Source organism: Coprococcus sp. AF16-22 (genome assembly GCF_003461545.1).
Lineage (GTDB): Bacteria > Bacillota > Clostridia > Lachnospirales > Lachnospiraceae > Coprococcus > Coprococcus aceti.
In genome coordinates, this window is the sequence record NZ_QTXH01000007.1 from 84,982 (window position 1) to 107,756 (window position 22,775).

At 45.6% G+C, this 22,775-nt stretch carries 27 protein-coding genes and 1 riboswitch; of the genes, 21 read left to right on the forward strand and 6 right to left on the reverse strand.

Annotated elements, in window-relative coordinates; translation table 11 throughout:
- Positions 1–28: 28 nt before the first annotated feature.
- The 5 genes from DWW60_RS09025 to rlmD all read left to right on the forward strand — a co-directional run bounded on the left by DWW60_RS09025 (position 29) and on the right by rlmD (position 5,891).
- Positions 29–1,186, forward strand: coding sequence for a THUMP domain-containing class I SAM-dependent RNA methyltransferase (locus tag DWW60_RS09025; RefSeq protein ID WP_117875113.1), 1,158 nt, complete (start codon positions 29–31; stop codon positions 1,184–1,186).
- On the forward strand, positions 1,183–2,877 hold the full coding sequence (locus DWW60_RS09030; protein ID WP_117875115.1) for a lectin like domain-containing protein: 1,695 nt from the start codon (positions 1,183–1,185) through the stop codon (positions 2,875–2,877). The genes DWW60_RS09025 and DWW60_RS09030 overlap by 4 nt, the downstream gene beginning before the upstream one ends.
- A 39-nt stretch (positions 2,878–2,916) precedes the next feature.
- Complete coding sequence (locus DWW60_RS09035; protein ID WP_022217550.1) at positions 2,917–3,519, forward strand: XTP/dITP diphosphatase; 603 nt, start codon at positions 2,917–2,919, stop codon at positions 3,517–3,519.
- A 61-nt stretch (positions 3,520–3,580) separates the two neighbouring features.
- Positions 3,581–4,105: a metallophosphoesterase family protein gene (locus tag DWW60_RS09040; RefSeq protein ID WP_117549689.1), complete on the forward strand. Its 525-nt coding sequence runs from the start codon at positions 3,581–3,583 to the stop codon at positions 4,103–4,105.
- A gap of 133 nt (positions 4,106–4,238) precedes the next feature.
- Positions 4,239–5,891: a 23S rRNA (uracil(1939)-C(5))-methyltransferase RlmD gene (gene rlmD, locus DWW60_RS09045; RefSeq protein WP_117875117.1), complete on the forward strand. Its 1,653-nt coding sequence runs from the start codon at positions 4,239–4,241 to the stop codon at positions 5,889–5,891.
- A 142-nt stretch (positions 5,892–6,033) separates the two neighbouring features.
- On the opposite strand, the gene DWW60_RS09050 is transcribed toward rlmD, so the two are convergent.
- The 6 genes from DWW60_RS09050 to DWW60_RS09075 all read right to left on the reverse strand — a co-directional run bounded on the left by DWW60_RS09050 (position 6,034) and on the right by DWW60_RS09075 (position 9,786).
- Positions 6,034–6,318: a hypothetical protein gene (locus DWW60_RS09050; protein WP_015534248.1), complete on the reverse strand. Its 285-nt coding sequence runs from the start codon at positions 6,316–6,318 to the stop codon at positions 6,034–6,036.
- Between the two features lie 161 nt (positions 6,319–6,479).
- Positions 6,480–6,923, reverse strand: a complete 444-nt coding sequence (locus DWW60_RS09055) for a hypothetical protein (RefSeq protein WP_117875119.1) — start codon at positions 6,921–6,923, stop codon at positions 6,480–6,482.
- A 3-nt stretch (positions 6,924–6,926) separates the two neighbouring features.
- Positions 6,927–7,385, reverse strand: coding sequence for a DUF1700 domain-containing protein (locus DWW60_RS09060; protein WP_015537323.1), 459 nt, complete (start codon positions 7,383–7,385; stop codon positions 6,927–6,929).
- Positions 7,382–7,741: a PadR family transcriptional regulator gene (locus tag DWW60_RS09065; protein WP_015534245.1), complete on the reverse strand. Its 360-nt coding sequence runs from the start codon at positions 7,739–7,741 to the stop codon at positions 7,382–7,384. Before DWW60_RS09065 ends, DWW60_RS09060 begins: the two co-directional genes overlap by 4 nt.
- A 562-nt stretch (positions 7,742–8,303) precedes the next feature.
- Entirely contained in the window at positions 8,304–8,966 is a 663-nt protein-coding gene (locus DWW60_RS09070; RefSeq protein ID WP_054324425.1) for a sigma-70 family RNA polymerase sigma factor, read from the reverse strand.
- Positions 8,947–9,786 carry a helix-turn-helix domain-containing protein gene (locus DWW60_RS09075; protein ID WP_015534243.1) on the reverse strand — a complete coding sequence of 280 codons (840 nt, stop codon included), beginning with the start codon at positions 9,784–9,786 and terminating at the stop codon, positions 8,947–8,949. The genes DWW60_RS09070 and DWW60_RS09075 overlap by 20 nt, the downstream gene beginning before the upstream one ends.
- A 233-nt stretch (positions 9,787–10,019) precedes the next feature.
- Between DWW60_RS09075 and DWW60_RS09080 the strand changes: the two genes are divergently transcribed.
- The 16 genes from DWW60_RS09080 to DWW60_RS09155 all read left to right on the forward strand — a co-directional run bounded on the left by DWW60_RS09080 (position 10,020) and on the right by DWW60_RS09155 (position 22,353).
- Complete coding sequence (locus DWW60_RS09080) at positions 10,020–10,640, forward strand: CHC2 zinc finger domain-containing protein (RefSeq protein ID WP_054324426.1); 621 nt, start codon at positions 10,020–10,022, stop codon at positions 10,638–10,640.
- Positions 10,615–11,988: a DNA primase family protein gene (locus DWW60_RS09085; RefSeq protein WP_054324427.1), complete on the forward strand. Its 1,374-nt coding sequence runs from the start codon at positions 10,615–10,617 to the stop codon at positions 11,986–11,988. The genes DWW60_RS09080 and DWW60_RS09085 overlap by 26 nt, the downstream gene beginning before the upstream one ends.
- Before the next feature lie 593 nt (positions 11,989–12,581).
- Positions 12,582–12,800: a hypothetical protein gene (locus DWW60_RS09090; RefSeq protein WP_015534241.1), complete on the forward strand. Its 219-nt coding sequence runs from the start codon at positions 12,582–12,584 to the stop codon at positions 12,798–12,800.
- A gap of 2 nt (positions 12,801–12,802) precedes the next feature.
- Positions 12,803–13,789 (forward strand): MobV family relaxase, encoded by a 987-nt coding sequence (gene mobV, locus DWW60_RS09095; protein ID WP_117875121.1) that lies wholly within the window; start codon positions 12,803–12,805, stop codon positions 13,787–13,789.
- Positions 13,773–13,970 carry a hypothetical protein gene (locus DWW60_RS09100; RefSeq protein ID WP_054324429.1) on the forward strand — a complete coding sequence of 66 codons (198 nt, stop codon included), beginning with the start codon at positions 13,773–13,775 and terminating at the stop codon, positions 13,968–13,970. The genes mobV and DWW60_RS09100 overlap by 17 nt, the downstream gene beginning before the upstream one ends.
- A gap of 87 nt (positions 13,971–14,057) precedes the next feature.
- Positions 14,058–14,303 (forward strand): helix-turn-helix domain-containing protein, encoded by a 246-nt coding sequence (locus tag DWW60_RS09105; protein ID WP_054324430.1) that lies wholly within the window; start codon positions 14,058–14,060, stop codon positions 14,301–14,303.
- Complete coding sequence (locus tag DWW60_RS09110) at positions 14,290–15,966, forward strand: recombinase family protein (RefSeq protein WP_117875123.1); 1,677 nt, start codon at positions 14,290–14,292, stop codon at positions 15,964–15,966. The genes DWW60_RS09105 and DWW60_RS09110 overlap by 14 nt, the downstream gene beginning before the upstream one ends.
- A gap of 190 nt (positions 15,967–16,156) precedes the next feature.
- A complete protein-coding gene (locus DWW60_RS09115; RefSeq protein ID WP_243002939.1) occupies positions 16,157–16,750 on the forward strand; it encodes a DUF6037 family protein in 594 nt (197 codons plus the stop codon).
- Between the two features lie 158 nt (positions 16,751–16,908).
- Positions 16,909–17,502, forward strand: coding sequence for a hypothetical protein (locus DWW60_RS09120; RefSeq protein WP_117875125.1), 594 nt, complete (start codon positions 16,909–16,911; stop codon positions 17,500–17,502).
- 109 nt (positions 17,503–17,611) lie between these two features.
- Positions 17,612–18,046 (forward strand): DUF6572 domain-containing protein, encoded by a 435-nt coding sequence (locus DWW60_RS09130; RefSeq protein ID WP_117549554.1) that lies wholly within the window; start codon positions 17,612–17,614, stop codon positions 18,044–18,046.
- A 61-nt stretch (positions 18,047–18,107) separates the two neighbouring features.
- A complete protein-coding gene (locus tag DWW60_RS09135) occupies positions 18,108–18,626 on the forward strand; it encodes a type IV toxin-antitoxin system AbiEi family antitoxin domain-containing protein (protein ID WP_243002940.1) in 519 nt (172 codons plus the stop codon).
- A complete protein-coding gene (locus DWW60_RS13405; protein WP_158547590.1) occupies positions 18,623–18,772 on the forward strand; it encodes a hypothetical protein in 150 nt (49 codons plus the stop codon). Before DWW60_RS09135 ends, DWW60_RS13405 begins: the two co-directional genes overlap by 4 nt.
- Before the next feature lie 62 nt (positions 18,773–18,834).
- Positions 18,835–19,512 (forward strand): GDSL-type esterase/lipase family protein, encoded by a 678-nt coding sequence (locus DWW60_RS09140; protein ID WP_117875129.1) that lies wholly within the window; start codon positions 18,835–18,837, stop codon positions 19,510–19,512.
- 25 nt (positions 19,513–19,537) lie between these two features.
- Positions 19,538–20,266 carry a helix-turn-helix domain-containing protein gene (locus tag DWW60_RS09145; RefSeq protein WP_117875131.1) on the forward strand — a complete coding sequence of 243 codons (729 nt, stop codon included), beginning with the start codon at positions 19,538–19,540 and terminating at the stop codon, positions 20,264–20,266.
- Positions 20,253–21,374, forward strand: coding sequence for a hypothetical protein (locus DWW60_RS09150; protein WP_117875133.1), 1,122 nt, complete (start codon positions 20,253–20,255; stop codon positions 21,372–21,374). Before DWW60_RS09145 ends, DWW60_RS09150 begins: the two co-directional genes overlap by 14 nt.
- Positions 21,375–21,519: 145 nt before the next feature.
- Positions 21,520–22,353 carry a hypothetical protein gene (locus tag DWW60_RS09155; protein ID WP_117875135.1) on the forward strand — a complete coding sequence of 278 codons (834 nt, stop codon included), beginning with the start codon at positions 21,520–21,522 and terminating at the stop codon, positions 22,351–22,353.
- 273 nt (positions 22,354–22,626) lie between these two features.
- Positions 22,627–22,769, forward strand: a riboswitch (cobalamin riboswitch).
- Positions 22,770–22,775 lie beyond the last annotated feature (6 nt).

The following is a 22,775-nucleotide window of genomic DNA, read 5'->3' on the forward strand; positions in this document are numbered from 1 at the left end:
AATATACAACCCACAGAAAGGGCAGGAAATGAGTAGAGTAGAACTTATAGCTCCATGTCATTTTGGACTGGAGTCGGTACTGAAAAAAGAAATACTTGATCTTGGATACGAGATAGTCCAGGTGGAGGACGGAAGGATCACATTTGCCGGAGACGAGAGTGCGATTGCAAGGGCAAATATTTTTATAAGGACAGCCGAGCGTATCATGCTTAAATGTGGCAGCTTCAAGGCCGCCACATTTGACGAGCTGTTCGAGGGAACAAAGGCCATCGCCTGGGAGAAGTATCTGACAAGGGATGCAAAATTCTGGGTGTCCAAGGCGACATCAAACAAGAGTGCACTCTTCAGTCCATCGGATATACAGTCCATAGTCAAGAAGGCTATGGTTGAGAGATTGAAGCAGACATACAGAGTGTCATGGTTCACGGAGGATGGTGCAAGCTATCCGGTGAGAGTATTTATATTCAAGGATATAGTGACCATAGCACTTGACACGTCAGGTGTGTCACTTCACAAGAGGGGATACAGAAAGCTGGTTGGAAAGGCTCCTATATCGGAGACGCTGGCGTCCGCGCTGATCATGCTCACGCCGTGGCACAGCGACAGAGTCCTTGTAGATCCGTTCTGCGGAAGTGGAACATTTCCGATAGAGGCGGCCATGATAGGCGCACACATCGCACCGGGAATGGACAGGGAGTTCACGGCCCAGGAGTGGTCCAAGATCTGTGACAAGAAGATATGGTACAATGCGGTGGATGAGGCTCATGATCTCATAGACCGCGATGTGAAGATGAACATACAGGGATATGATCTGGATGGCGATATGGTGAAGTGTGCCATGGAGAATGCCAGGGCAGCAGGAGTGGAGCAGCACATCCATTTTCAGCAGAGGGATGTGAAGGATCTGAGAAATCCGAAGAAGTATGGATTTATAATCACAAATCCACCTTACGGAGAGAGACTTGAGGAGAAGGAGGCTCTGCCTGAGTTGTACAGGACCATCGGCGAGAGCTATAGGAATCTTGATGACTGGTCAATGTTCCTCATCACATCGTATACGGATGCGGAGAAGTATATCGGCAGAAAGGCTGACAGAAACCGCAAGATATACAACGGAATGATAAAATCATATTTCTATCAGTTTATGGGACCAAAGCCGCCTAAACGAAGGAGAGAAGAAGCTTGAAGAAATTTGTATATATAATTCTGATCCTTGCCATAGGTGCTCTGGCGTATTACGGAACAAAGGAGCCGTCGGGACGTCTGGAGAAGAACGAGGAGGATCAACACGCAGTTTCCGGCATGTCTGAGAAGCTTGCGGGCGATTACAATGAAGCGGGACTCACACTGTATGTAAATGGCAGTGAGGTGGAAGAGGACGAGTACAAGCCGTATGTAAGCAATAATCTTCACCTTATGATGCCGCTGAAGATGCTCAAGGATAAGATGAAGTGCACATACATAGAGTATGTGAATGGCAGTATCGTGATCAAGAGGAATGAAGGAGTCGCCAGACTGGTGCTTGATTCCCAGGATGCAGAGCTGGACGGCAAGGACGTGAAGATCGCGGATGCGCCGATAAAGAAGGATGACGAGACATTTGTCCCTATAGAGTATATAGCGGACACGCTTGACTATACATGTGAGTACAATTATGACACAGGCCGTGTATCCCTGCAGAAGGTCGGTGAGGACAGTAAGCTGCCGGCCGCCTACGACATGAGAAAAGAGGGCAGGGTCACAGAGGTCAGAGACCAGGGAGACTCGGGAACATGCTGGGCATTTGCGTCGCTGGCTGCGCTTGAGACAACTCTTATGCCGGATGAAAAGCTGCAGTTCTCTGTGGATAACATGACCATGAACAACGGATTTGGCGTTGAACAGTTTGAGGGTGGCCAGTACAGGATGAGTATTGCATATCTTGCATCCTGGAAGGGACCGGTTCTCGAGAAGGATGATCCGTACGGGGATGACAAGACGAACTCCAAGCTTAAGGCCGTGAAGCATTTGCAGGAGGCGGAGATAATTGACGACAAGAATCTGAAGGCTGTGAAAGAGGCAGTGTACACCAAGGGCGGTGTGGAGACTGCGATATACAGCGATATGATAGATGCCGACAGTAGCTCGGAGTATTACAACGAGGAGACTCATGCGTACTATTATGATGGTTCAGAGGGAATCAACCACGATGTGGTAATAGTAGGATGGGATGACAATTACAGCAAGAACAACTTTAACAAGGCGCCGAAGAAAGATGGTGCTTTTATCTGTAAGAACAGTTGGGGAACCGAATTTGGCGAGGATGGATATTTCTATATATCATACTATGATGCGCATATTTGCGAGACCAGTGTTGTGTACACCAGACTTGAGGGTGCAGACAACTACGATAAGATATACCAGTCGGACAAGCTGGGCTGGGTAGGAGTTCTTGGATTTGACCAGGAGGATGCCTATTTTGCAAATGTTTACACGGCAGGCAAGAGCGAGGAGCTCGAGGCTGTGTCATTCTATGCTACTGATGCAAAGACGACATATGAAGTATATGTGGCTACAAATTTTGAGGACACTGACGATCTGGCAAATAAGAAGCTTGTCGCGTCAGGCGAGATGGAGTACGCAGGATACTACACGGTCAACCTGGATGATGTGGTCAAGCTCCCGGATGAAAAGAAATTTGCGGTCATAGTACATATAACCACGCCGGGCAGCAAATACCCGATAGCCATAGAGTATGATGCGGATTCCATGACCGACAGCTTTGACATCTCCGATGGAGAAGGCTATATAAGTCTGTATGGAAATCAGTGGTACAGTGCGGAAAAAGAGAGAAAATGTAACGTCTGCCTCAAGGCATTTACGGATAAGACAGAATAAACAGGAAGTGTATGTAAGCTGTGGGAAAGGAGAACTATTATGGACAAGCTGATATTTGCAACGGGAAATGAAGGAAAGATGAAGGAGGTCCGCATGATACTTGCTGACCTCGGATTTGAGATACAGTCCATGAAGGAGGCTGGGATCGATATAGACATAGTGGAGGACGGACAGACATTTGAGGAGAATGCTCTGATCAAGGCGAGAGCCATCAGCAAGGAGAGCGGATGCCTGGTACTTGCGGATGACTCAGGACTTGAGGTCGATTATATGGACAAGGCGCCTGGCATATACAGCGCGAGATTCCTAGGCGAGGACACATCGTACAGGATAAAGAACCAGTACATAATAGACAAGCTGGCCGGGGTTCCAGATCCTGAGAGGACAGCAAGATTTGTGTGCGCTATAGCAGCAGTGTTCCCGGATGGAAGCGAGTACACAGAGCGCGGAACCATAGAGGGAATCATAGGCTACGAGGAGCGCGGCGAGAACGGTTTCGGGTATGACCCTATATTTTACCTTCCAGAGCTGGGCAAGACCACTGCGGAGCTTGATCCTGAGGAGAAGAACAAGATCAGTCACAGGGGAAATGCACTGAGACTGATGAAGAACGTCATCAGAGCGCACAGGGAGAGTAAGTGAGAATCAGGAATAAATCAGTTAATGATCAGTGGGATCGATGGATTCTCGTTAGGAGGAATAGATGAAAGTACTGATAATAAGTGACACTCATGGCAAGAGTAGCTGCTTAAAACAGATACACGATATAGTTGGCGACGTGGAAATGCTGATACATCTCGGAGATGTTGAGGGAGATGAAAAGCTGATACATGATCTGTTTGACTGTGAGATCCACATGGTGAGGGGCAACTGCGATTACAACCCGGAGCTCCCGATATATGACGAATTCAACATCGGAGATAAGAGGGCATTTATAACGCATGGACACAGGTATGGTGTGAACAGCGGTATTTCATATCTGGAGGAGCTTATCGACACGGAAGGATATGACTTCGTAATGTATGGACACACCCACCGCCGTGACCTGACGAGCTACAAGGGTTCATATATAGTGAATCCGGGAAGTCTGGCTCTGCCGAGGGACAACCGGATTGGAACGTATATGCTGCTTGATTTTGACCAGCACGGAACGCCGTTTTTTGCGCAGAATGAGCTACCGAGGGTAGAGTCGAATGTGTCAAGTTTTCGAAGAAAATTTGACATGTAGCATCAGCCCTGCCGAAGGCAGCTTTAAATGGCTGATGTTCCATACCGGAGGAGAAGAAGAGGAAGAAGTTTTTTGAGGATCTGTGGGGATAGGGCAGACCGTTCCAGAAAAATAAATAAGGATTGGAAATAGAATGAAGAAACACGATATAGTTGAAGGTGTGATAGACACATATGAGTTCCCGAACAAGGGAAGCTTTCATATGGATGACAGAAAAGTAACAGTTAAGGGTGCGATAAAAGGCCAGAAGGTGAGCTGCCGCATAACGAAGCTGAAGAAGGGCAAGGCGGACGGAAGGCTCCTTGAGGTTCTTGAGAAATCTGAGCTTGAGGATGCTTCACCGGTTTGTTCGCATTTTGGTATGTGCGGTGGCTGCAGTTACCAGACGCTCAGCTACGAGAACCAGCTCAAGGTGAAGGAGGAGCTTGTCAAAGGCCTCCTTGACGGAGTGATAGACAGCGAGGTTCACCCTTATGAGTGGCAGGGGATAATTGCATCTCCTGTGACAAAGGGATACAGGAACAAGATGGAGTTCTCATTTGGCGATGAGTACAAGGATGGTCCGCTGGCACTGGGACTTCACAAGAAGAACAGCACGTACGACATCGTACAGATGGATGACTGCTATATAGTAAATGATGATCTGAACAAGATAGTGAAATATACTGTCCAGTTCTGCAAGGAGGCGGGACTCCCATATTACAAAAAGATGCAGCACGAGGGGCTTCTGCGCCATCTGGTTATCAGACGTTCGGCGACAAATGGCGATCTGCTGGTGAATCTGGTGACAACCACCCAGAATCTGGCGGCTCTCGACCTTGATGCATACGTGAAGGGGCTGTTGGAGCTGCCGCTTGAGGGAAAAATCGCAGGAATCCTCCACACGGAGAATGACTCCATGGCGGATGCGGTCATCAGTGACAGGACAAATCTGCTATACGGAACAGAGTATATATATGAGACGGTCCTCGGACTTCAGTTCAAGATATCGCCGTTCTCGTTCTTCCAGACAAATACAAAGAGTGCAGAAAGGCTCTATGACAAAGCGCGTTCATATGTGGGTGACACAAAGGATGCCGTCATATTCGACCTCTACAGCGGAACCGGAACGATAGCCCAGCTTCTTGCGCCTGTCGCAAAGAAGGTCATCGGTGTGGAGATAGTCGAGGAAGCTGTGGAGGCTGCCCGTGTGAATGCCGGGCTCAATGGCCTTGACAACTGTGAGTTTATTGCGGGGGATGTTCTTAAGGTCATAGATGACATAGAGGAGAAGCCGGATTTCATAGTTCTTGATCCGCCTCGTGATGGAATCAATCCTAAAGCTTTGACGAAGATCATCAACTATGGTGTGAAGGAGCTTGTGTACATCAGCTGCAAGCCTACCTCACTTGCCAGGGATCTGGTGACTCTGCAGGAGAACGGATATTTCGTGACTAAGGCATGCGCTGTCGATCAATTTCCGGGTACTGTTCATGTAGAGACGGTTGTTTTGCTTTCCAAGGGAGAAATCGACTCGAAGAAGGTGCGGGTGGAGTTCTCGCTGGAAGATATGGATATGTCCGGCTTCCAGAAGGGCGCGACTTATGAACAGATCAAGGCGTATGTGTTGGAGCATACCGGTTTGAAGGTATCTTCCCTGTACATCTCACAGATAAAGCGCAAGTGCGGGCTGGATGTGGGGCAAAATTATAACCTGTCAAAGAAGGAAGATGCCAAAGTGCCAAAATGTCCGCCGGAGAAGGAAGCGGCGATCAGGGATGCGTTGAAATATTTTCAGATGATTTAAGAGTCTATTGAGCAAAAAAGCAGTAAATCAATTTCAGATTTACTGCTTTTGCTGGCCGGGCCGGTGAGCTACGAGCATTCATGACTTTTTGATAACTTGTTCCATACTGATATATTAAGCGGAAAGTTGTGGCCCTGTATTTTCAGAGGGAAACGAATGCTCCTTGAATATATCCCACAAAATATGCCATCGCTATACTCAGTGCAATGCAACATATACATAGTATTTCAGCAATTACCTTTTTTTCGATTATTTCATTTATGGACTTTCCGTAATCAATAGTAGACCATACCATTGAAAGCAAAAATAGAATTGAAATCCATTGAGTATGAAATGATAGTCCCATGCTAACAAATACATAGTTTGAGATGATGTAAAAAGCGCTTCTGACTACAACTTCTGTCACTTTTACAATCCGATTTCTCATAGAATTCTCCCTCTCTGATAATACTGGGGGCGGCAGCACTCCTTGCTGTCGCCCCTTGATTGCCTATCTGCAAAGGCGGGCGGGGCTGTCAACGGCGGCGCTTGCGCCGTTCATCTTGACCGTTGACTGGCTCGGCTGGCTTTGCTATTCCGTGATCTCTTTCAGTTATTGTCAAAGGAAATGTAGATAGTTAGACTATTGGGTATGTAGCTGACACTTAACCACTTTTCGTCGTTTGATAAAAGTGTCCCGATAGAAACATAGTTTTCTCCCTCGATTTCCTCTGACACATTTTCAATTACGGAAAAGCCTTCTTGGTTCAAAAGCTCCATATACTCGTTATAGTCGTTTTCGCTAATACCGGTAAGGTTGATATTACAATTCTCATGTTCTGTATCAAGTGTAGCCCATGCAACCGTACCAGGCGCAACAGGAAGCCCCTCTGTGTACTCATTCTCAGGCCAAACACCCTCGTCCAATTTTGTAACACTATTAGATTGCGTATTGTTCTCATTGCTTGTCGGTGTAGATGAGGTATTTTGATTAGAACACGCAGCCAAAAAAATCATAATCATGATTGTGAATACAGAAATATATTTCTTCATTGGTTACCTCCTGTTTTTGTGTATGGTTCGGATAATTAACAAAAGAGCAATAGCTGTTGCTGCAAACCCAATAGCCAAAAGGATTTGCGAAATATCAAAGGCAAACGCGCCCTCAATCTGTATATTTGTTGTCGCGTCGGCTTGTCCGATTGCTCCTTCTGGTACTTTTCCTGATTGTGTAACAGCATATACCGAAAAGGCAGCAGCCGCGATAACAAGCGCAGCAAGAGTAGAAATGATACCGTTCCTTTTTTTCGATTTGGTGTTATCAATGCCAAACTGTTCTGCGGTGCTGTCTGCAAATTCTTTTGGCGTCCCCAAACGCTGGATAATCTGCTGCTCTGTTTCTCCATGCTCCATAGCAGACGCAAAAACTTCATTCAAGTCACGTACAACCTCTTTTTTCATTTTGCGTGGTAAAGATAGTTCCTTTTCAACCTGTTTGATATATTGTTCTTTCATTTGGATACCCTCGCTTGTTGATAACTTTCTATAAAGCCGTTTACGCAGTTTTCATAGCTTGACCAAAATAAGATTAGTTCATCAAGTACATTCCTGCCTTTATCCGTTAAAGAATAATACTTTTTTGAGCCGCCATTTGCCGCAGCCGGAGCCAATCGGCATTTGATTAGTTCTGCTTCCTGCAAACGATACAAAATGGGGTAAATGGTTCCCTCTTTCGCATATCCCAAAACAGACGCACTATTGTTCAATTCAGTTATAATTTCATATCCATAAGTTTCCTTGCGTCCGATTAGGCATAAAAGTATCATTTCCAGAGAGCCTTTTTTGAATTGCTGGACATATTTGTTATTCATATCGTCGCCTCTCTTTAGCTTTGCTATTTAGGCTCACTAAGTAGCAACTATATTATATCTCTTCCGAAGTATCAGAGTCAATAGGCTTAACGAAAAAGTTACAAGATGTCTGTGTAAGGTAATGACAGAATAGCGGTGTGCTGGCGAACTATGCTTTATTTTGTTTTTTATCTAAATCATTCAATAGGGCGGTAGCATCCCTATTGGCAAGGGGATTCCAAAAGGGAACAGCGTTCTCCTTTGTCTGGGGTGTTCAGAGGGGATAGTGTTCCCCTTTGACCGGAAGAATCCAAAGAAACCGGCGGTTTCGTGGCACACGATTTTCCGTAGGAAAGTCTAGTGTGTTATACCTTTGTGGAGCAGATGGCAGCCGGAATTGTAGCACACCCTGAAAAGTGTGGCCACAGTTGCGGCGTTCTGGCGGGAAAGGTTGCCCCTTGCGGGGCAGCATAAGCGACAGAAAAAGGCTGGCAGGCGGTGCGGGCAAGCACTGTCTGTCAGCCGTGTCATTTGCGGAACAAAGGTATATCAAAGCCCCCGTCAGCCGCTGCTTCCCATCGTATCAGAACCACCACGGCAGCTTTCCGCGCAGGCTGTCCATCGCCTCGCCCTCCACCTTCTTTGTCCGGCTCTCGCTGAGATGGAAATGGAGCGCCGCGCCGATCAGCGGGTGCTCGATTCCATCGGTAAAGCCATAGCGGTACAGCAGATAGGTCTGCTCTCTGGCTGTCAGCTTGTCCAGCGCCGCATACAATTCTATCAGCTGCTCTTTTTGGATATAGATTTGCTCCGGCGTTTGGGTGTGAGGGTCGGCTATGGCTTCGATCCGCAGCATCCGTTCATCCTCTGAGAGAACGTCATCCAGATATACTCTCTGGAAGCCGGGGCCGTCTTTCTTATCCGCCATCCGTTGCTCAAATAAACCGAGGGCGGCGCGGATGCAGTCCGTCATGGCGTTGCGGAGCGCCGGTGCTGCATAGGTCAGAAATTTCATGCCCCGTCCGGCATCAAACAAAGGGATCGCGTTCAGCAGGCCGATACTTCCCTCCTGCATCAAATCATCCAAATCAATTCCAATATCATTTTCATCCAGCCCCATGTTTCGGTATTGCTCCAGCGCAATTTTTCGGATGAATCCCAGATTCTTTTCCAGCAGAATGTCACGGGCAGCCGTATCCCCTTTCTGTGCCAGTCTGCACAGCTGCTCATTGCTCCGGGTCGGCATTTTGCTTCTCCTGCGCGTGGTCTAAGGTGGATTGGAGAAATTCCGTCAGCGCCTGACCGAACTTGTCTAATGCTTCCTTTTGCACACCGTCCATCCCCGCTGCGCTCTGGGTGACGGCGGCGGAAATCATTTCGGGCGTGATGGTCGGAGTATGAACATCCGCCCCTTTGGTGAGTTCGGTAAACATCTGCTGAGTGATGCCCTTGGTCAAGGACTGCGCTGCTGTGAAATCGTTGCCGATCTCTTTCTTCACTTCCCGCAGCGCCGCCATAAATGTGTTCTGTATCATCGTCAGGTCTGCCTGATATACGGGAACTTTCTGCCGGTTGACAGTTCTGGCCGCCTGCACCGCAGCGTCTGTTTTATTGTTTCGGCGCAGCATGGCGCTGAGAGTAGTAAGCATCTGGTTCTGTCCGGCGAAACCGGCGGCCAGCGTATCGTCAAAATATTGCTCAATCATATAGGTGACTTCTGCAAAGCGAGGGCTTTCCAAAAGGCGGTTGACGATCTCTGCATTGGCTTTTCCGGTGTACAGATTCCGCGCCGCCTGCACCGACAGGCCCAGTTCTTCAATATCAAAATTTGTCCGGTCGGGCGTGTTGACTTCCCCCAGCAGGAAATCTGTGGAGACTTCAAACACTTTCGCAATGCGGAGCAAATGTTCTGTGCTGATCTTATCAGTCTTACCGCTGACAAACCGGCTGATGGCGCTCTCGGTGCTGCCGATGCGGGTCGCCAGCTGTGCCTGGGTAATTTTATGTTCCTTCATAAGCTCCTGCATCCGCTGCCGGATATTGCCGGGCAGATAGGCTCCCTCCATGTGACGCACCTCTCTTCTGAAAACTCTCTTTATCCATTATACCTGATAAAACCAGCGCGGGCAAATGCTTTCCGCTGGCTTCGCCGCTCTGAGGTCTTGCATTTTTGCAAGATTTCAGGGCGGCGTTTTTTCATTTCTTGCACTTTTAGCGGATTTTTCGGTTTATAGGCTTTTTCCCCGTATATTCAGGCAGACGGGCAGATACCGTCAATAAATAATGGAGGACAAAGCCTATGAATTTATTTGAAACTGTAAAATCCGCTGTCACCGTGAAGCAGGCCGCCGAATACTACGGCTGTAAGGTCAACCGGGGCGATATGATCTGCTGCCCCTTCCACGATGACCGGCATCCCAGCATGAAGCTGAACAGGGATTATTTCTATTGCTTTGGCTGCGGGGCTACCGGGGATGTGATCGATTTTGTGGCGCGGCTGTTCGGCCTGAGCAGCTACGAGGCCGCAAAGAAGCTGGCCTATGACTTTGGCATCGACCCGGACAAGCCCCCGGCAGCGATGGCTTTGAAAAAGCCCTATCCGCTGGCGCAGGCTTTCCGCAACGATGAGATACACTGCCAGCGGGTGCTCTGCGATTATCTGCATCTGCTGGAACGCTGGAAGGTCGAATATGCCCCGCAATCGCCGGAGGATGAACTGGATGACCGCTTTGTGGAAGCCTGTCATATGATCGAGTATGTAAATGATTTGTTGGACGTTCTCATGTTTGCGGAACTGAAGCAGCGTGTGAAAGCGGTGGATATGCTGCTGAAGGACGGCACTATCACCGCGCTGGAGCAGCGGCTCAGACGTCTGGAAAAGGAGGTGCAGCACCATGGCGAAGAACGAGCAATCGCGTGAGGCCAACCAGCCCATCTGGTTTGACGGCAAGAGTATCAATGAAGCCCTGTTTTGTGATGATTTTCTCGGCAGACACAAAATCATCTACACAAACGGGGCTTTTTTCACGCCTGATGGCCGCGTGACCGATGAGCTGCCACTGCGTGGAGAAATTTTTGAGGAACTGAAATGCTGCGCGGTCAGCAATATCCCCCGCAAAATCAGCAATATCGTGGAGCTGATGAAGCTGGCGGCGCTGGTAGAGGATTTCCCGCCGGAGGCTGACCGCATTCATCTGGCAAACGGCACGTTGTTTCTGGATGGCTCCTTTACGGAGGGAAAACCGGACATCGTGCGTTGCCGCCTGCCGGTGGCCTATAATCCCGATGCGCCCACGCCGACCCGCTGGCTGGCTTTTCTGGATGGGCTTCTTTACCCGGAGGACATTCCCACTTTGCAGGAATATATCGGCTACTGCCTGATCCCCAGCAACAAGGGACAGCGCATGATGGTCATTAAGGGCAATGGCGGCGAGGGTAAGAGCCAGATCGGCGCGGTGCTGTCCGCCCTGTTCGGCAGCAACATGAAGGACGGCAGCATCGGCAAAATTTCCGAGAACCGTTTTGCTCGCGCTGATCTGGAACACATTCTGCTGTGTGTGGATGACGATATGCGGATGGAGGCCCTGCGTCAGACCAACTATGTCAAATCTATCGTCACCGCCCAGGGCAAGATGGACTTGGAGCGCAAGGGCAAGCAGAGTTATCAGGGATGGATGTGCGCCCGGCTGCTGGCATTCAGCAATGGCGACTTGCAGGCTCTCTTTGACCGCAGTGATGGCTTTTATCGGCGGCAGTTGGTGCTGACCGCCAAAGAGAAACCTGCCGACCGTGTGGATGATCCCGACCTGGCAGAGAAGATGAAGGCCGAGGTGGAGGGCATTCTGCTGTGGGCTTTTGCGGGATTGCAGCGGTTGGTAGCGAACAACTTCAAGTTCACCGAGAGCCAGCGCACCAAAGAGAACCGGGAGGCCGTCAAGCGGGACAACAATAACGTGTTTGATTTTCTGGAATCCGAGGGCTATATCCGGCTGAAAGCGGATGCGTCCATCAGTTCAAAGGATTGCTACGACATTTACCGGATGTGGTGCGAGGAAAATAGCCTGACTGCACTCAAACGCCGCAGCTTCAGCGATGCGCTGGTGGCAGCCTGCGGTAAGTACAATCTGGAACACTGCAACACGATTACCAATTCGGCAGGACGCCGGGTATGGGGCTTTATGGGGATCGAGGCAGTGGCAAGGCCGCATATAAACGAGTTTACGGACGCTTCACAGTGTACGTACGTACCGGAAGACTGGCGGGATTGATTTCCGATCTGGTCGCCGGTACGTATGTACGCAGCGATTGACCCTGTTACCTCATATATTGTAGAGGCGCTTCATTTGGATAAAGTGGTCGTGCCCATTTTGGGTACACCTATTTTGATGTGTAAAAGTGGTTATGGATATTTTGTCCAACACCAGAACCGTGAAATTCTTCGCGCTTTTGTGCTGTGAAATAGGTGTGGTCATTTTGACCACACCTGAAGCGGTCAGTAAAAGCGGTGATTTTGCAGGCATATTTTAGAGCAATCTCAAAACAGCGAAATGTTTCTCTTTTATCCGTATACAGTTCGCCGGATGGCGGCTCACGGAACGACGTACAGATTGCAGCATTTTGTGACAATACAGCCCGAACAGTGAAAAGTCCCGCATTTCTGTAAAGTCGAATATTCCGCCGTTGACCAACGATACGCAGGGAATCATTTCTATCGCAAAACAGCATTTGCACAAATTTCACCATTGACCAAAGCCGGTGCGCTCCCCAGCGTAGCCGGTTCTTTTTATGACGCAACCGAAAATCATGTTTTATCTATCAAGTGACAAAGGGCTTCACTTGCGAAAATGGAGGAATATATTTTATGAAGTCAAGTATCCGAAACGAAATCAAGGCGCAGATCATCCGCGCCGGTTACACCATGCAGGAAGTCGTTGACCAGCTGCACGATGAGTATGGGTGGAGCGACAGCGTATCCAATCTTTCCGGAAAATTGCAGCGGGAATCGCTGCGGTATCGGGAGGCCGTGGAGTTGGCTGACGTGCTGGGATATGACATTGTCTGGCAGAAACGGAGGGATTGAGTATGGAAAAAGCACAATACGCGATTATGCGATTTGCCAAATATAAGGGGCCTGAAATCGGCAATATCGAGGCCCATAACGAGCGCACAAAGGAAAAGTACGCCAGTAATCCCGATGTGGATACCAGCCGAAGCAAGTACAACTTCCATCTGGTCAAACCGCCCGGCAAGTACCGGGCCAAGTCAGAGAGGCAAATTGCCGCTGCCGGATGCCGTACCCGGAAAGACAGTATCCGTATGATCGAGACGCTGTTCACAGCCAGCCCGGAGTTCTTTAAGGGAAAGAAACGGGCGGAAATTCGGGTATTTTTCGAGGAAGCTCTGCACTTTCTGGAACAGCATCAGTCCAAAGAGACAATTATATCCGCCGTGGTGCATATGGACGAGAAAACGCCCCATATGCACCTTTGTTTTGTCCCTTTGACGGAGGATGGCAGGCTCAGCGCCAAAGACATCATGGGCAATAAAAAGAAGCTGACCTGGTGGCAGGATGAGTTTTGGAAACACATGGTCAAGAAGTTTCCAGATTTGGAGCGTGGCGAGAGCGCCAGCCTGACCGGGCGCGACCATATCCCGCCCCGCGTATTTAAGGAGATGACCAGACTGACCAAACAGAAAAGCAAACTGGAGGATCTGCTCACTGGAATCAATCCCTTTAACGCCAAAAGCCGGGCGGAGGAAATCTGCAAGATTCTGGATAGCTATATTCCCAGCGTGGAGAAGATGGACACGCTGCTGCGGAAATATGGCGTGGCTTTTACGAAAACAGCATCCGAAAACAAAAAGCTGAAAACGAAAAATGCCGAGCTGGAAGAATCTCTTGCATCGGCGCAGAAGGTCAGCACCCTAAAGCAGATCGAAGACCTCAAGCTGCGGCGCGACTATGACAGTGCCGTGGCGATTTTGGAACAGATACCGGCAGAAGTTTTGAACATCTATGCGCAGAGCAGCCATAGAGGAAAGGAGCGGCCTATTGAGCAAAGTTTATGATGATCCAAAATATAATGCGGCATTTGACCGCTGTGTTGATGTGATGGCGCGGCTGTTGCAGAAGTACGGGCCGCAGCTGTTGGAGCAGATGCAGGAGACTGCGAAGGATGGCTGTACACAGTCTGCGGTATCAGGAAAGCAACCCGTTCCTGTGTATCAGGAATTTGACAAAGCCGCTTGATATAAATTAAATTTACACGTTGCGTATTTGTTTAGCGTATGCTATAATAAATACGCAACGTGTATTTTGCTTTATGGGGTAAATGAAATGGACTGCAAAACCAAAATAAAAGAACTGCGGGAAAGCACCGGCATGAACCGCAAGGAATTTTGTAAATATTTTCGGATTCCCTATCGGACTGTGACAGAGTGGGAACTGGATAACCGCCATGCGCCGGAATATGTACTCCGTTTGTTGGAGTATTACATTCAGAATGAAGGTCTGGCGAAGAAGAAAGTAACGGATGAATGTTCAGAGCTGGAAGAAAGGAGCGGCCTGCATGAAGAAAACTAAAACAAAATGTTATCTCTACACACGGGTATCTACATCCATGCAGGTGGACGGATATAGTCTGGATGCTCAGCGAGACAAGCTGCGGAAATACGCTGAATACGAAGATATGGTAGTGGCCGGTGAATATTCTGACGAAGGCTTTTCCGGCAAGAATATTCAGGGCAGACATGAATTTCAGCGGATGCTGCAAGACATTCAGGACTGCAAAGACGGCGTGGAATATGTGCTGGTATTCAAGCTGTCCCGGTTCGGCAGGAATGCCGCTGATGTGCTGAATTCCTTGCAGCTGATGCAGGATTTCGGCGTCAATCTGATTTGTGTGGAAGACGGCATTGACAGTTCCAAAGATTCCGGCAAGCTGATGATTTCTGTCCTTTCTGCGGTGGCAGAGATTGAGCGTGAGAATATCCGGACACAGACGATGGCTGGACGAGAGCAGAAAGCCCGTGAGGGAAAATGGAATGGCGGCTTTGCTCCTTATGGATACCGCCTTGAAAAAGGCGAATTACTGATTGCCGAGGATGAAGTGGATGTGATCCGTACTATCTTTGACCGTTATATTCACACCAACGATGGTGTCAGCGGCGTGGCGAAATATCTGAACCGGCAGGGCTTTGTGAAGAAGTTGCGGCAGAACGGCACCATTCCTGGTTTTTCTGCCAGCTTTGTGAAAAGTATCATTGATAATCCGGTATATATGGGGAAAATTGCCTATGGCAGACGCCGGACAGAGAAGAAGATCGGCACACGGAATGAGATGCACGTGGTTGAGCAATCGGAGTTCCCTGTGTACGAGGGGAAGCATGAGGCTATCATTTCAGAAGAAGATTGGAACCTCGCGCAGGAAAAACGGAAAATCAATGCTTACCGGCGTGAGAAAGTCAATGACCCTACCCACGCACATATCTTGTCCGGTATTCTGAAATGCCCCTGCTGCGGCAAAAGCCTGTACGGGAATATTGCGAAAGCCCACAGTAAGGACAAAAAGACCCGCTATTACTATTACTGCAAGAATACCGTTACACCGACTGGTCATGAGTGCACTTTCCGGCTGAACATTGAACAGACAGAGATGAACCGCATGGTAGCGTCAATTATCTCCGCTATGGTCAGCGACCCACGGTTTGCGAATGCAATCAAGGCGAAAATTGGCTCCGCTGTCGATACGAACGATTTGGAGAAGCAGCTGGAAGCATTGCAAGCGCAGCTTCGGCAGACGTTAGGCACAAAAGCCCGCCTGGAACGGCAGATGGACGGTTTAGATGTGAATGACCCGTATTATGACCGGAAAATTTCTGATTTGCAGCGCCGATATGACGAGCAATATGGCGCAATAGATGAGATTGAAGTCCAGATTGACGATGTGCAAAGCCAGATACGGAGTATCCGGCAGGAGAAGATTTCGGGTGATAATATCTACCGCCTGTTGCTGGCATTCGATCAGGTCTATGAAGCAGCCTCCGAAGTGGAGCGGAAGGAGTTCATGCGGGCGTTTATTGAGCGGATTGAGTTATTCCCGGAAAAGCAGCCGGATGGCAACTGGATTAGGAAGATTATCTTCAACTTCCCTGTCCCGGTGAATGGAACAGAAGTGAAAGAATTGCCCTTGGAAAATGAAACAATAGTCGAAACAGTCTGCCTTCTGTCGAGAAAAGCTCAATAAATCAAAGGATTTTGCCATTTGGGGAATAAAATAGATGTGCGTTTCTGTTTCCGTAGAGTGATGATATAAGTGGAGGTTTACCCCAGGGGATAGGCTTGGGGGAACAGGAGATATACATTTTGGCGAAAGGATACTTTTCGCCAAAGTGATATAATGAAATTGATATTGGTATAAGAACGAAGGTGATTGGATGAAAATGTTTGAATTTACTGGATTAAGAACCCTGCATAAAGACATGATGAAAAAGGGAGAAGAGAGAGCAACATTTCCATTTGGGTTTAATGGAAAAATTTTTAGTTGTATTTTCTTGACGGATATAATTCCATACCGCTTGTATTTGACAACTTTAGGATTATATTCGGTGGTATTTGAATTGGAAATAGAGAAAGGGTATAAGGCCAAATGTTTTATTGATGATTATAAAAAATTGGTAGATTATCTTGAAATAAAATATGATCCAACGCATAAATTTGTTCCGCTAGACTTTTTTGAAGCGTTAAATAAAAGAATTCCTAAAGAATTTATGATGCGCCCAGATTATAAAGAGACATTAAAAATTGCTTCTAAAAAAAGAAAAATTGAAGAAGAAGCTAAGGTATATTTTTGTGGTTGGAGAAGGAACGCAGCGGGGCAGAATGTACGAGAGAAAAATCTTGAAAAAACGAGAAGCGCATTTGGAGATGCAAAGGCAGAAATATGTAAAAGAAAAAATATTAGTTCCTGTTGGACAGATTGTGCCTATGAAGAAGAATTGAAAAAATTGAATGATATAATTACAATGTGATTTAGAAAAGATATACTTTTTTGTGGTTTTGGAGGCAATAAGATGACTACAGAGTTAGAGCACAAGCCGCTACTTGACGGGAATGAACCAAATGGGCCCCATTGAAAGATACGAGGAAGCAGTTAGGCAGAGATATTAGTTTAAGCGGAGGATGGATCATGAGCTTTTTAAAGTTATTACATGGTACGAAAAAAAAGAAAGATTTATTTGATATTGCCTGTGATTATGATGGCTATGACATTGTTTATGAAGAAGAGACAACTGACATAAATTTGTATAAGTTTTTTAATGAGATTATCACTAATTCAAGATATGACATCACAGTTCTGCCTGAGTATCGATTATTAATGGAAAATAATACAGAAGATGCATTTAATGAGTTCTATGATGCATGGGTTGATGCATTAATTGATCGGGGGTTCCTGTTTCATTTGGATGGTGAGGTGTCTATGGAGCAGTTTACGAAGGGGATTAATCGTATATTATCCGATATTGGATGTGAGAAACAGTTAGATTTGACTTTATTGGATCGGATGTATCAGGAAGAATTACAAAACTACTGTTTAAATGGGAAGGAGATTCATGAAGAAATCAATTATGATATTTTACAAAGCAATGTGATTGCTCGTGAATTGAGGTTGATAGGTTACGAACTAATAAGTTTGTTCAATGGATTTGATAATTACGATAAAGCTGTTATTCCTATTATAAAAATAGATGATTTAAAAGGAATTGAATCTATATTTAAGTAAAAATGATGAAAGCTATTTTGATATAGTTCTGAATTCGGAAAGGAGAATGGTACTATAGCAAAGAGAAAGACGCTGCCGAAGGATTTTGAGCAATTGGTAGAGGCTGGAAATGAGCAGGAAATCAAAAGTGTATTCGAAAAATGCGACATCAATGCATACGGAGGATACAATAAAGGAAATAGGTGATGATATGGAGTTAGAGAATAACGATGATAAGTTTAATATTGAAAAAACAGATACCATTGATGGCTTGGCATATGAACAAGACACCTCCAGCTTGTTACTTCTTCTTACAGACGGAATGGACTGGTCAGATATGAATCGACATTTATTGCTGTTGCAAGATAAACTCAATACCTATATCTGGTACATAGATTCAGGACAATATAAAGAAAAGTACCCAAATGTTAAAAGCGTAGAACTGCGTGTTAGTTTTTTGTTTGAGGAACCAGAGATATGCCGTAAGCTTTTAGAAAGAGCAAAGCAGGTGTTTGTCGATGTATTTGAGAATGTTGAGATGATTGTGGAGCATGGAACAAAATAGATAAACGGTGCTAAATCAGAAAAACATATGAAGGAAAATGTTGCTGTCATATCAGGAGTGTTTGGAAAAATATGGAACGGATTATAAAATTAAAAAATGTGTTCAAGAAGGGGAACTGTATGTAAAAGAAAAAGGCATCTATTCTGATAAGAGATATGTGCCGGAGCTGGAGATTATTTCTAAGAAATATCCCAATGCAATTATAACTCTGAATAGTGCCTTTTATTACTATGGATTGACGGATACCATACCAAATTTTTATTATGTTGCGACACCGAAAAATACAAGAAAAATCAGCGATGAAAGAGTGAAGCATTTTTATGAAAACAGCGAAGCATTTGATATGGGCAAAACTACAATGAATTATGATGGTGTGGATATTGTAATTTATGATAAAGAGCGTCTTCTTGTGGAACTGATACGGAATAAAAGAAAATTTTCTTTTGATTTGTACAAAGAATTAATTGCAAGTTATAGAAAGATTGTTCATGAACTGGATATGACTTTAGTTGCAGAATATGCGTATGAATTACCAAAGTCAAACATGGTAATGGAGACACTTAGATTGGAGGTTTTATGATGATAAATATACAGAAGCTTATTGAAGAAGCAAATGAAAATGGTTATCAGGGAGATAAGGCGTCAGCGAAAGTGTGTCAGGATATTGTGTTAAAAGCGTTATCGATTGGCCCATTGAGTAGAAATGTTACGATTAGGGCCGATTAGGTTAAGAATAGACTAGAACGTCGAGAAACTTTGAAGAAGAGAGGAAAGTAGAGGGGACTTCAATGAAAAATAAAGTAAAATTTGTATCTATTTTGGGTGATTCTATAAGTACATATTCAGGATATAATCCGATTGGATATAAGGTGTTTTATGATGAGTACAACTCTTTAAGAAATGACATGACATCGGTATATGATACATGGTGGGCAAAGGTAAACCAGTTCATTAACGCCTACATTTGTGTTAATAATTCTTATTCTGGAAGTAAGGTTGCAGGTGAAAAATTCCCTAGTGGAAATTGTGATCAGCGTACATCAAATTTGCATACAGAGCAGTACACACCTGATATGATTCTAATATATTTAGGGTTTAATGATTTTGGAAACGGTGTTCATATTACAAATGATAAGTTGGGAAGCCCTTCATTTTTCTCGTCCTATTATAATATGTTGCAAAAGATAAAGATGAATTATCCGAAAAGTAGAATTATATGTGGGACATTGATGGAAAGTTATATGAAAGGCGATAATAGTTGGAAATTTCCACATAAATGGGCTGGTGTATCGATATATGAATACAATGCGGCAATAAAAATTGCTGCAGAAATTGCGGGAATTGAAGTTGCAGATCTGGCATCACAGAATTTACGTTATGAAACATTAGACGGATCACACCCTACAAAAGAGGGGCATATAACTTTGGCAAAAGCATGGATTAATTGTTTGAAAAAAACAGTATAACAGATGGAGATAAGGAGGAAAACAAATGCTGCTTATAGGATCCAGGATTCAGGAGTACCGGAAGAAAGCCGGGCTGAATCAGGAGGAATTTGCGGAAAAGATGGGAGTCAGCAGACAGGCTGTGTCCAAGTGGGAGAGGGATAAGGCGTATCCTGATTTGGACAGGCTTGTGTGTATATGTGAGATTCTGGATGTACAGGTTGGAGAACTTATATATGGAAAGGGTGATGAGCCGGAGGCGCCGGAAGAGGTGTCCGGGGATGGGACTTCAGCGAATAATGCTGTCCATCTGAAGAATCTCAGGGGAAAAGGCAGGCTTGCCAGATTGAAAATATTATTTTGCGTGATGGCAGCCATATGCGTTTTCTGTGTAATTGTGGTGGCGGTGCTGTTTGTGAGGAACGAGTGGACCAGCCATTCAGATAAGAACGGAAATGTGCGCGTGGAGAAGGTGTATCAGCAGTATACAAAAGCTGATCTGGCATATTTGGATGACAATGGCCGAAAGATCATGGATACTGTGTGGCTTGATGTACCGGGGGTACGAGATGGAGATTACATACAGTTGTACACAGGGGCGGACGGTAATGGACTGTTTCTGAATTACAAGACATCAACCATAGTTGCCGCAGCATTTGTCATGCTGGTGTTTATTATTCTTCTGACCCTCATTGGGCTTGAGATAAGAAGGATGAAGAAAGAAGATACACTTCAGATCATACTTGAGGATAAGACAGCCGATGAAAAAATGTAAAAAAATTGTCTGCGCGATCGTAATAGCATGCATACTGGCGGGAGCTGCATTTGTCGCTCTTGAGTTTATGGGCGTTATTGATCTGAACAGTGCGCAGAAGACGGAAGAAAAAAGTGAAACTGAACAGGATGGAAATAAAATAGCTGACGATGAGACAGAGCCTTGGCATATAGTGTTCAAGGGATATGCCTTCTCTGTGAATCCGGTAGGACAGGCAATCATACATGAGAGTGGCTGCCTTAATATAAGAAGCTGTGATGATTATCTGATACAGATCGATGTGGAGGATAAGACGATGGCGGATTTCTGGGACAACAGAGAGCAGCGCAAGAAAAATATTGAGGACGCAGGTTATGTGATGGAGCTGGAGCCTGAGAAGTTCGAGATACAGGGGAAGGAATATATCAGATACATAGCGAGTCTTGCAAATGAACGAGGTGCGAAGTTCGACAGATCATATTTTTATCAGCTTATATGTGATGCCGGGGAAGGGCAGCGTTTCTTTACTTCGATAAGATTTGATGAGATAGATATAGATGCGCTGAGCGGGTCGGAGAGAGCTGAGGTATATGAGAAGGCTGCCGATGAAGCTGTGGCTATTGTTGCGGGGGCCGTTCCCACAGATGAGGCAAATGATATGACAGGCTCATACTGGCAGGAGGACGAAGCTATGGAGACGGGAGTAGTGGACAGTGTCGTGAATGGAGATACTACCGTGTCATATGAAATCCCTGAAAAATACAGCCTTCAGAATGAGGATTTGTCAGGTAAGACATACTATTCAGACGGTGATAAGATCACGGTTGTGACTTCGATCGTACCGTATAGTTGGATGACAGCATCTGATATGGCAGACAGAAAGACCGGGGCCGGAATATCAAAGGTAACAGAGGAAGGTCAGTGTGAGGTAAATGGTGTGACATTTTATTACTACACATATTCGACCTTATATATAAAGGACGGCAAGAGAAATATCACATACTATTTTAATGCATATGCTGATCTGAAGGATGGGAACATATATACAGTCAGCGGATTTGCTGATGATAATCCGGATGCCATGGACAGAGACACTTATTATAGTTTCATGAACATTACGGAGAAATAAACACTATAGATTACAAAAAAGTGACGAAAACACCTATGATTTCGGTTCGCTACCCATAGTTGCCCCGTTGCAACCGATTACGGCTTGATAAAATATAGTGACATTCTTAATAATAAAGCCACTAGGTTTTAAGGAGGATTATTATATGAGGAACAAGAAAATGCTGATTGCAGGACTTATCACGGTGGTGATGGGAATTTCTATAGTTGGATGTGGAAATGATGGCAAATCCACCAGAGAGACGGAGTCAACAGAGCAGGTAACCGAAACAGAAGTGGCAACGGAGGAGGAATCTGAGGCTGAGGATACAGGTGATACTGAATCTGATGATTCATATGCAGATGAAACCGATTACAGTGATGACAGTGAGAAATCCACAGAATTTACGATGCCTGTATATGAGGATTTCACATTGGCATCGGGACTCAGCGAGAATTACGCAGATCTTGACAATAGGTCATTTGTATATAATGGAAAGAAATTCACTTTAGGTGAGTCCACCTTGAAGGATCTTATAGACGGTGGAATACCATTTGAGCAGAATTCTCTCAATAACAGTGGCAACAATGTAAATAAAAATTACGAAACTGACAGATACACAGCAGAAATCAATGACTACGTAACGATGCAGTTTATGTTTGGCAACTTTACTGACAGTGAGCGGAAGGCAGAGGATTGCGTTCTCTCATATGTAAGGTATTCACACCTTTTTGTGCCAAACCCGGATTATGATGCCAGCATGAATGCAGAGATCAGTGAGATGATGCTTGACGGCGCAAAGCAGGTGAACTTCTCATTCCCTACAACTATCACCAAGGATCAGTTGCTTGAAAAGTGCGGTGAGAATGCAGAAGTAGATGGCAAGATAGTCAAGTACAGTGTAGATTCTGAGGTTTATATGGGAAGCAGCGGCTATACATTTGAGTTTGACGATACAACAGGACAGCTCAAAGAGGTCAGAATAAGCTGGCTTCCGTAACTAAAAAGTAATCAGAATAAGAGCCAGAAGAAAAGCCGGATATCTCTATAAAATAGGGATACCCGGCTTTTGTAAACCAAATGTATGCTGTGGACAGCAGAATGAAATCCAAAGGTATTCTCAGTAATTTCTCTCTACTTACATATTATGCAGAAATGTGTGATATGGATAAAACACATATCTCACCTTACTAATAAAATATGACAAAAAAGTACATTAAGTGGTACTTGGAGTTGACAATTACCCGATTCACAATTACTATAAACCCTGTGATTTCATAGTGAAAATCTGCTCGGATGCCGTCCTGAAAAGCATCCGATCAGGGGGAAATTCGGTGAGATTCCGGTGCAACCGCCATTACTGTGTTAAGACTTGTGTCTTTCAGTCAGAATGCCCGCAGATTTTATGAGATTTCCGGCCGC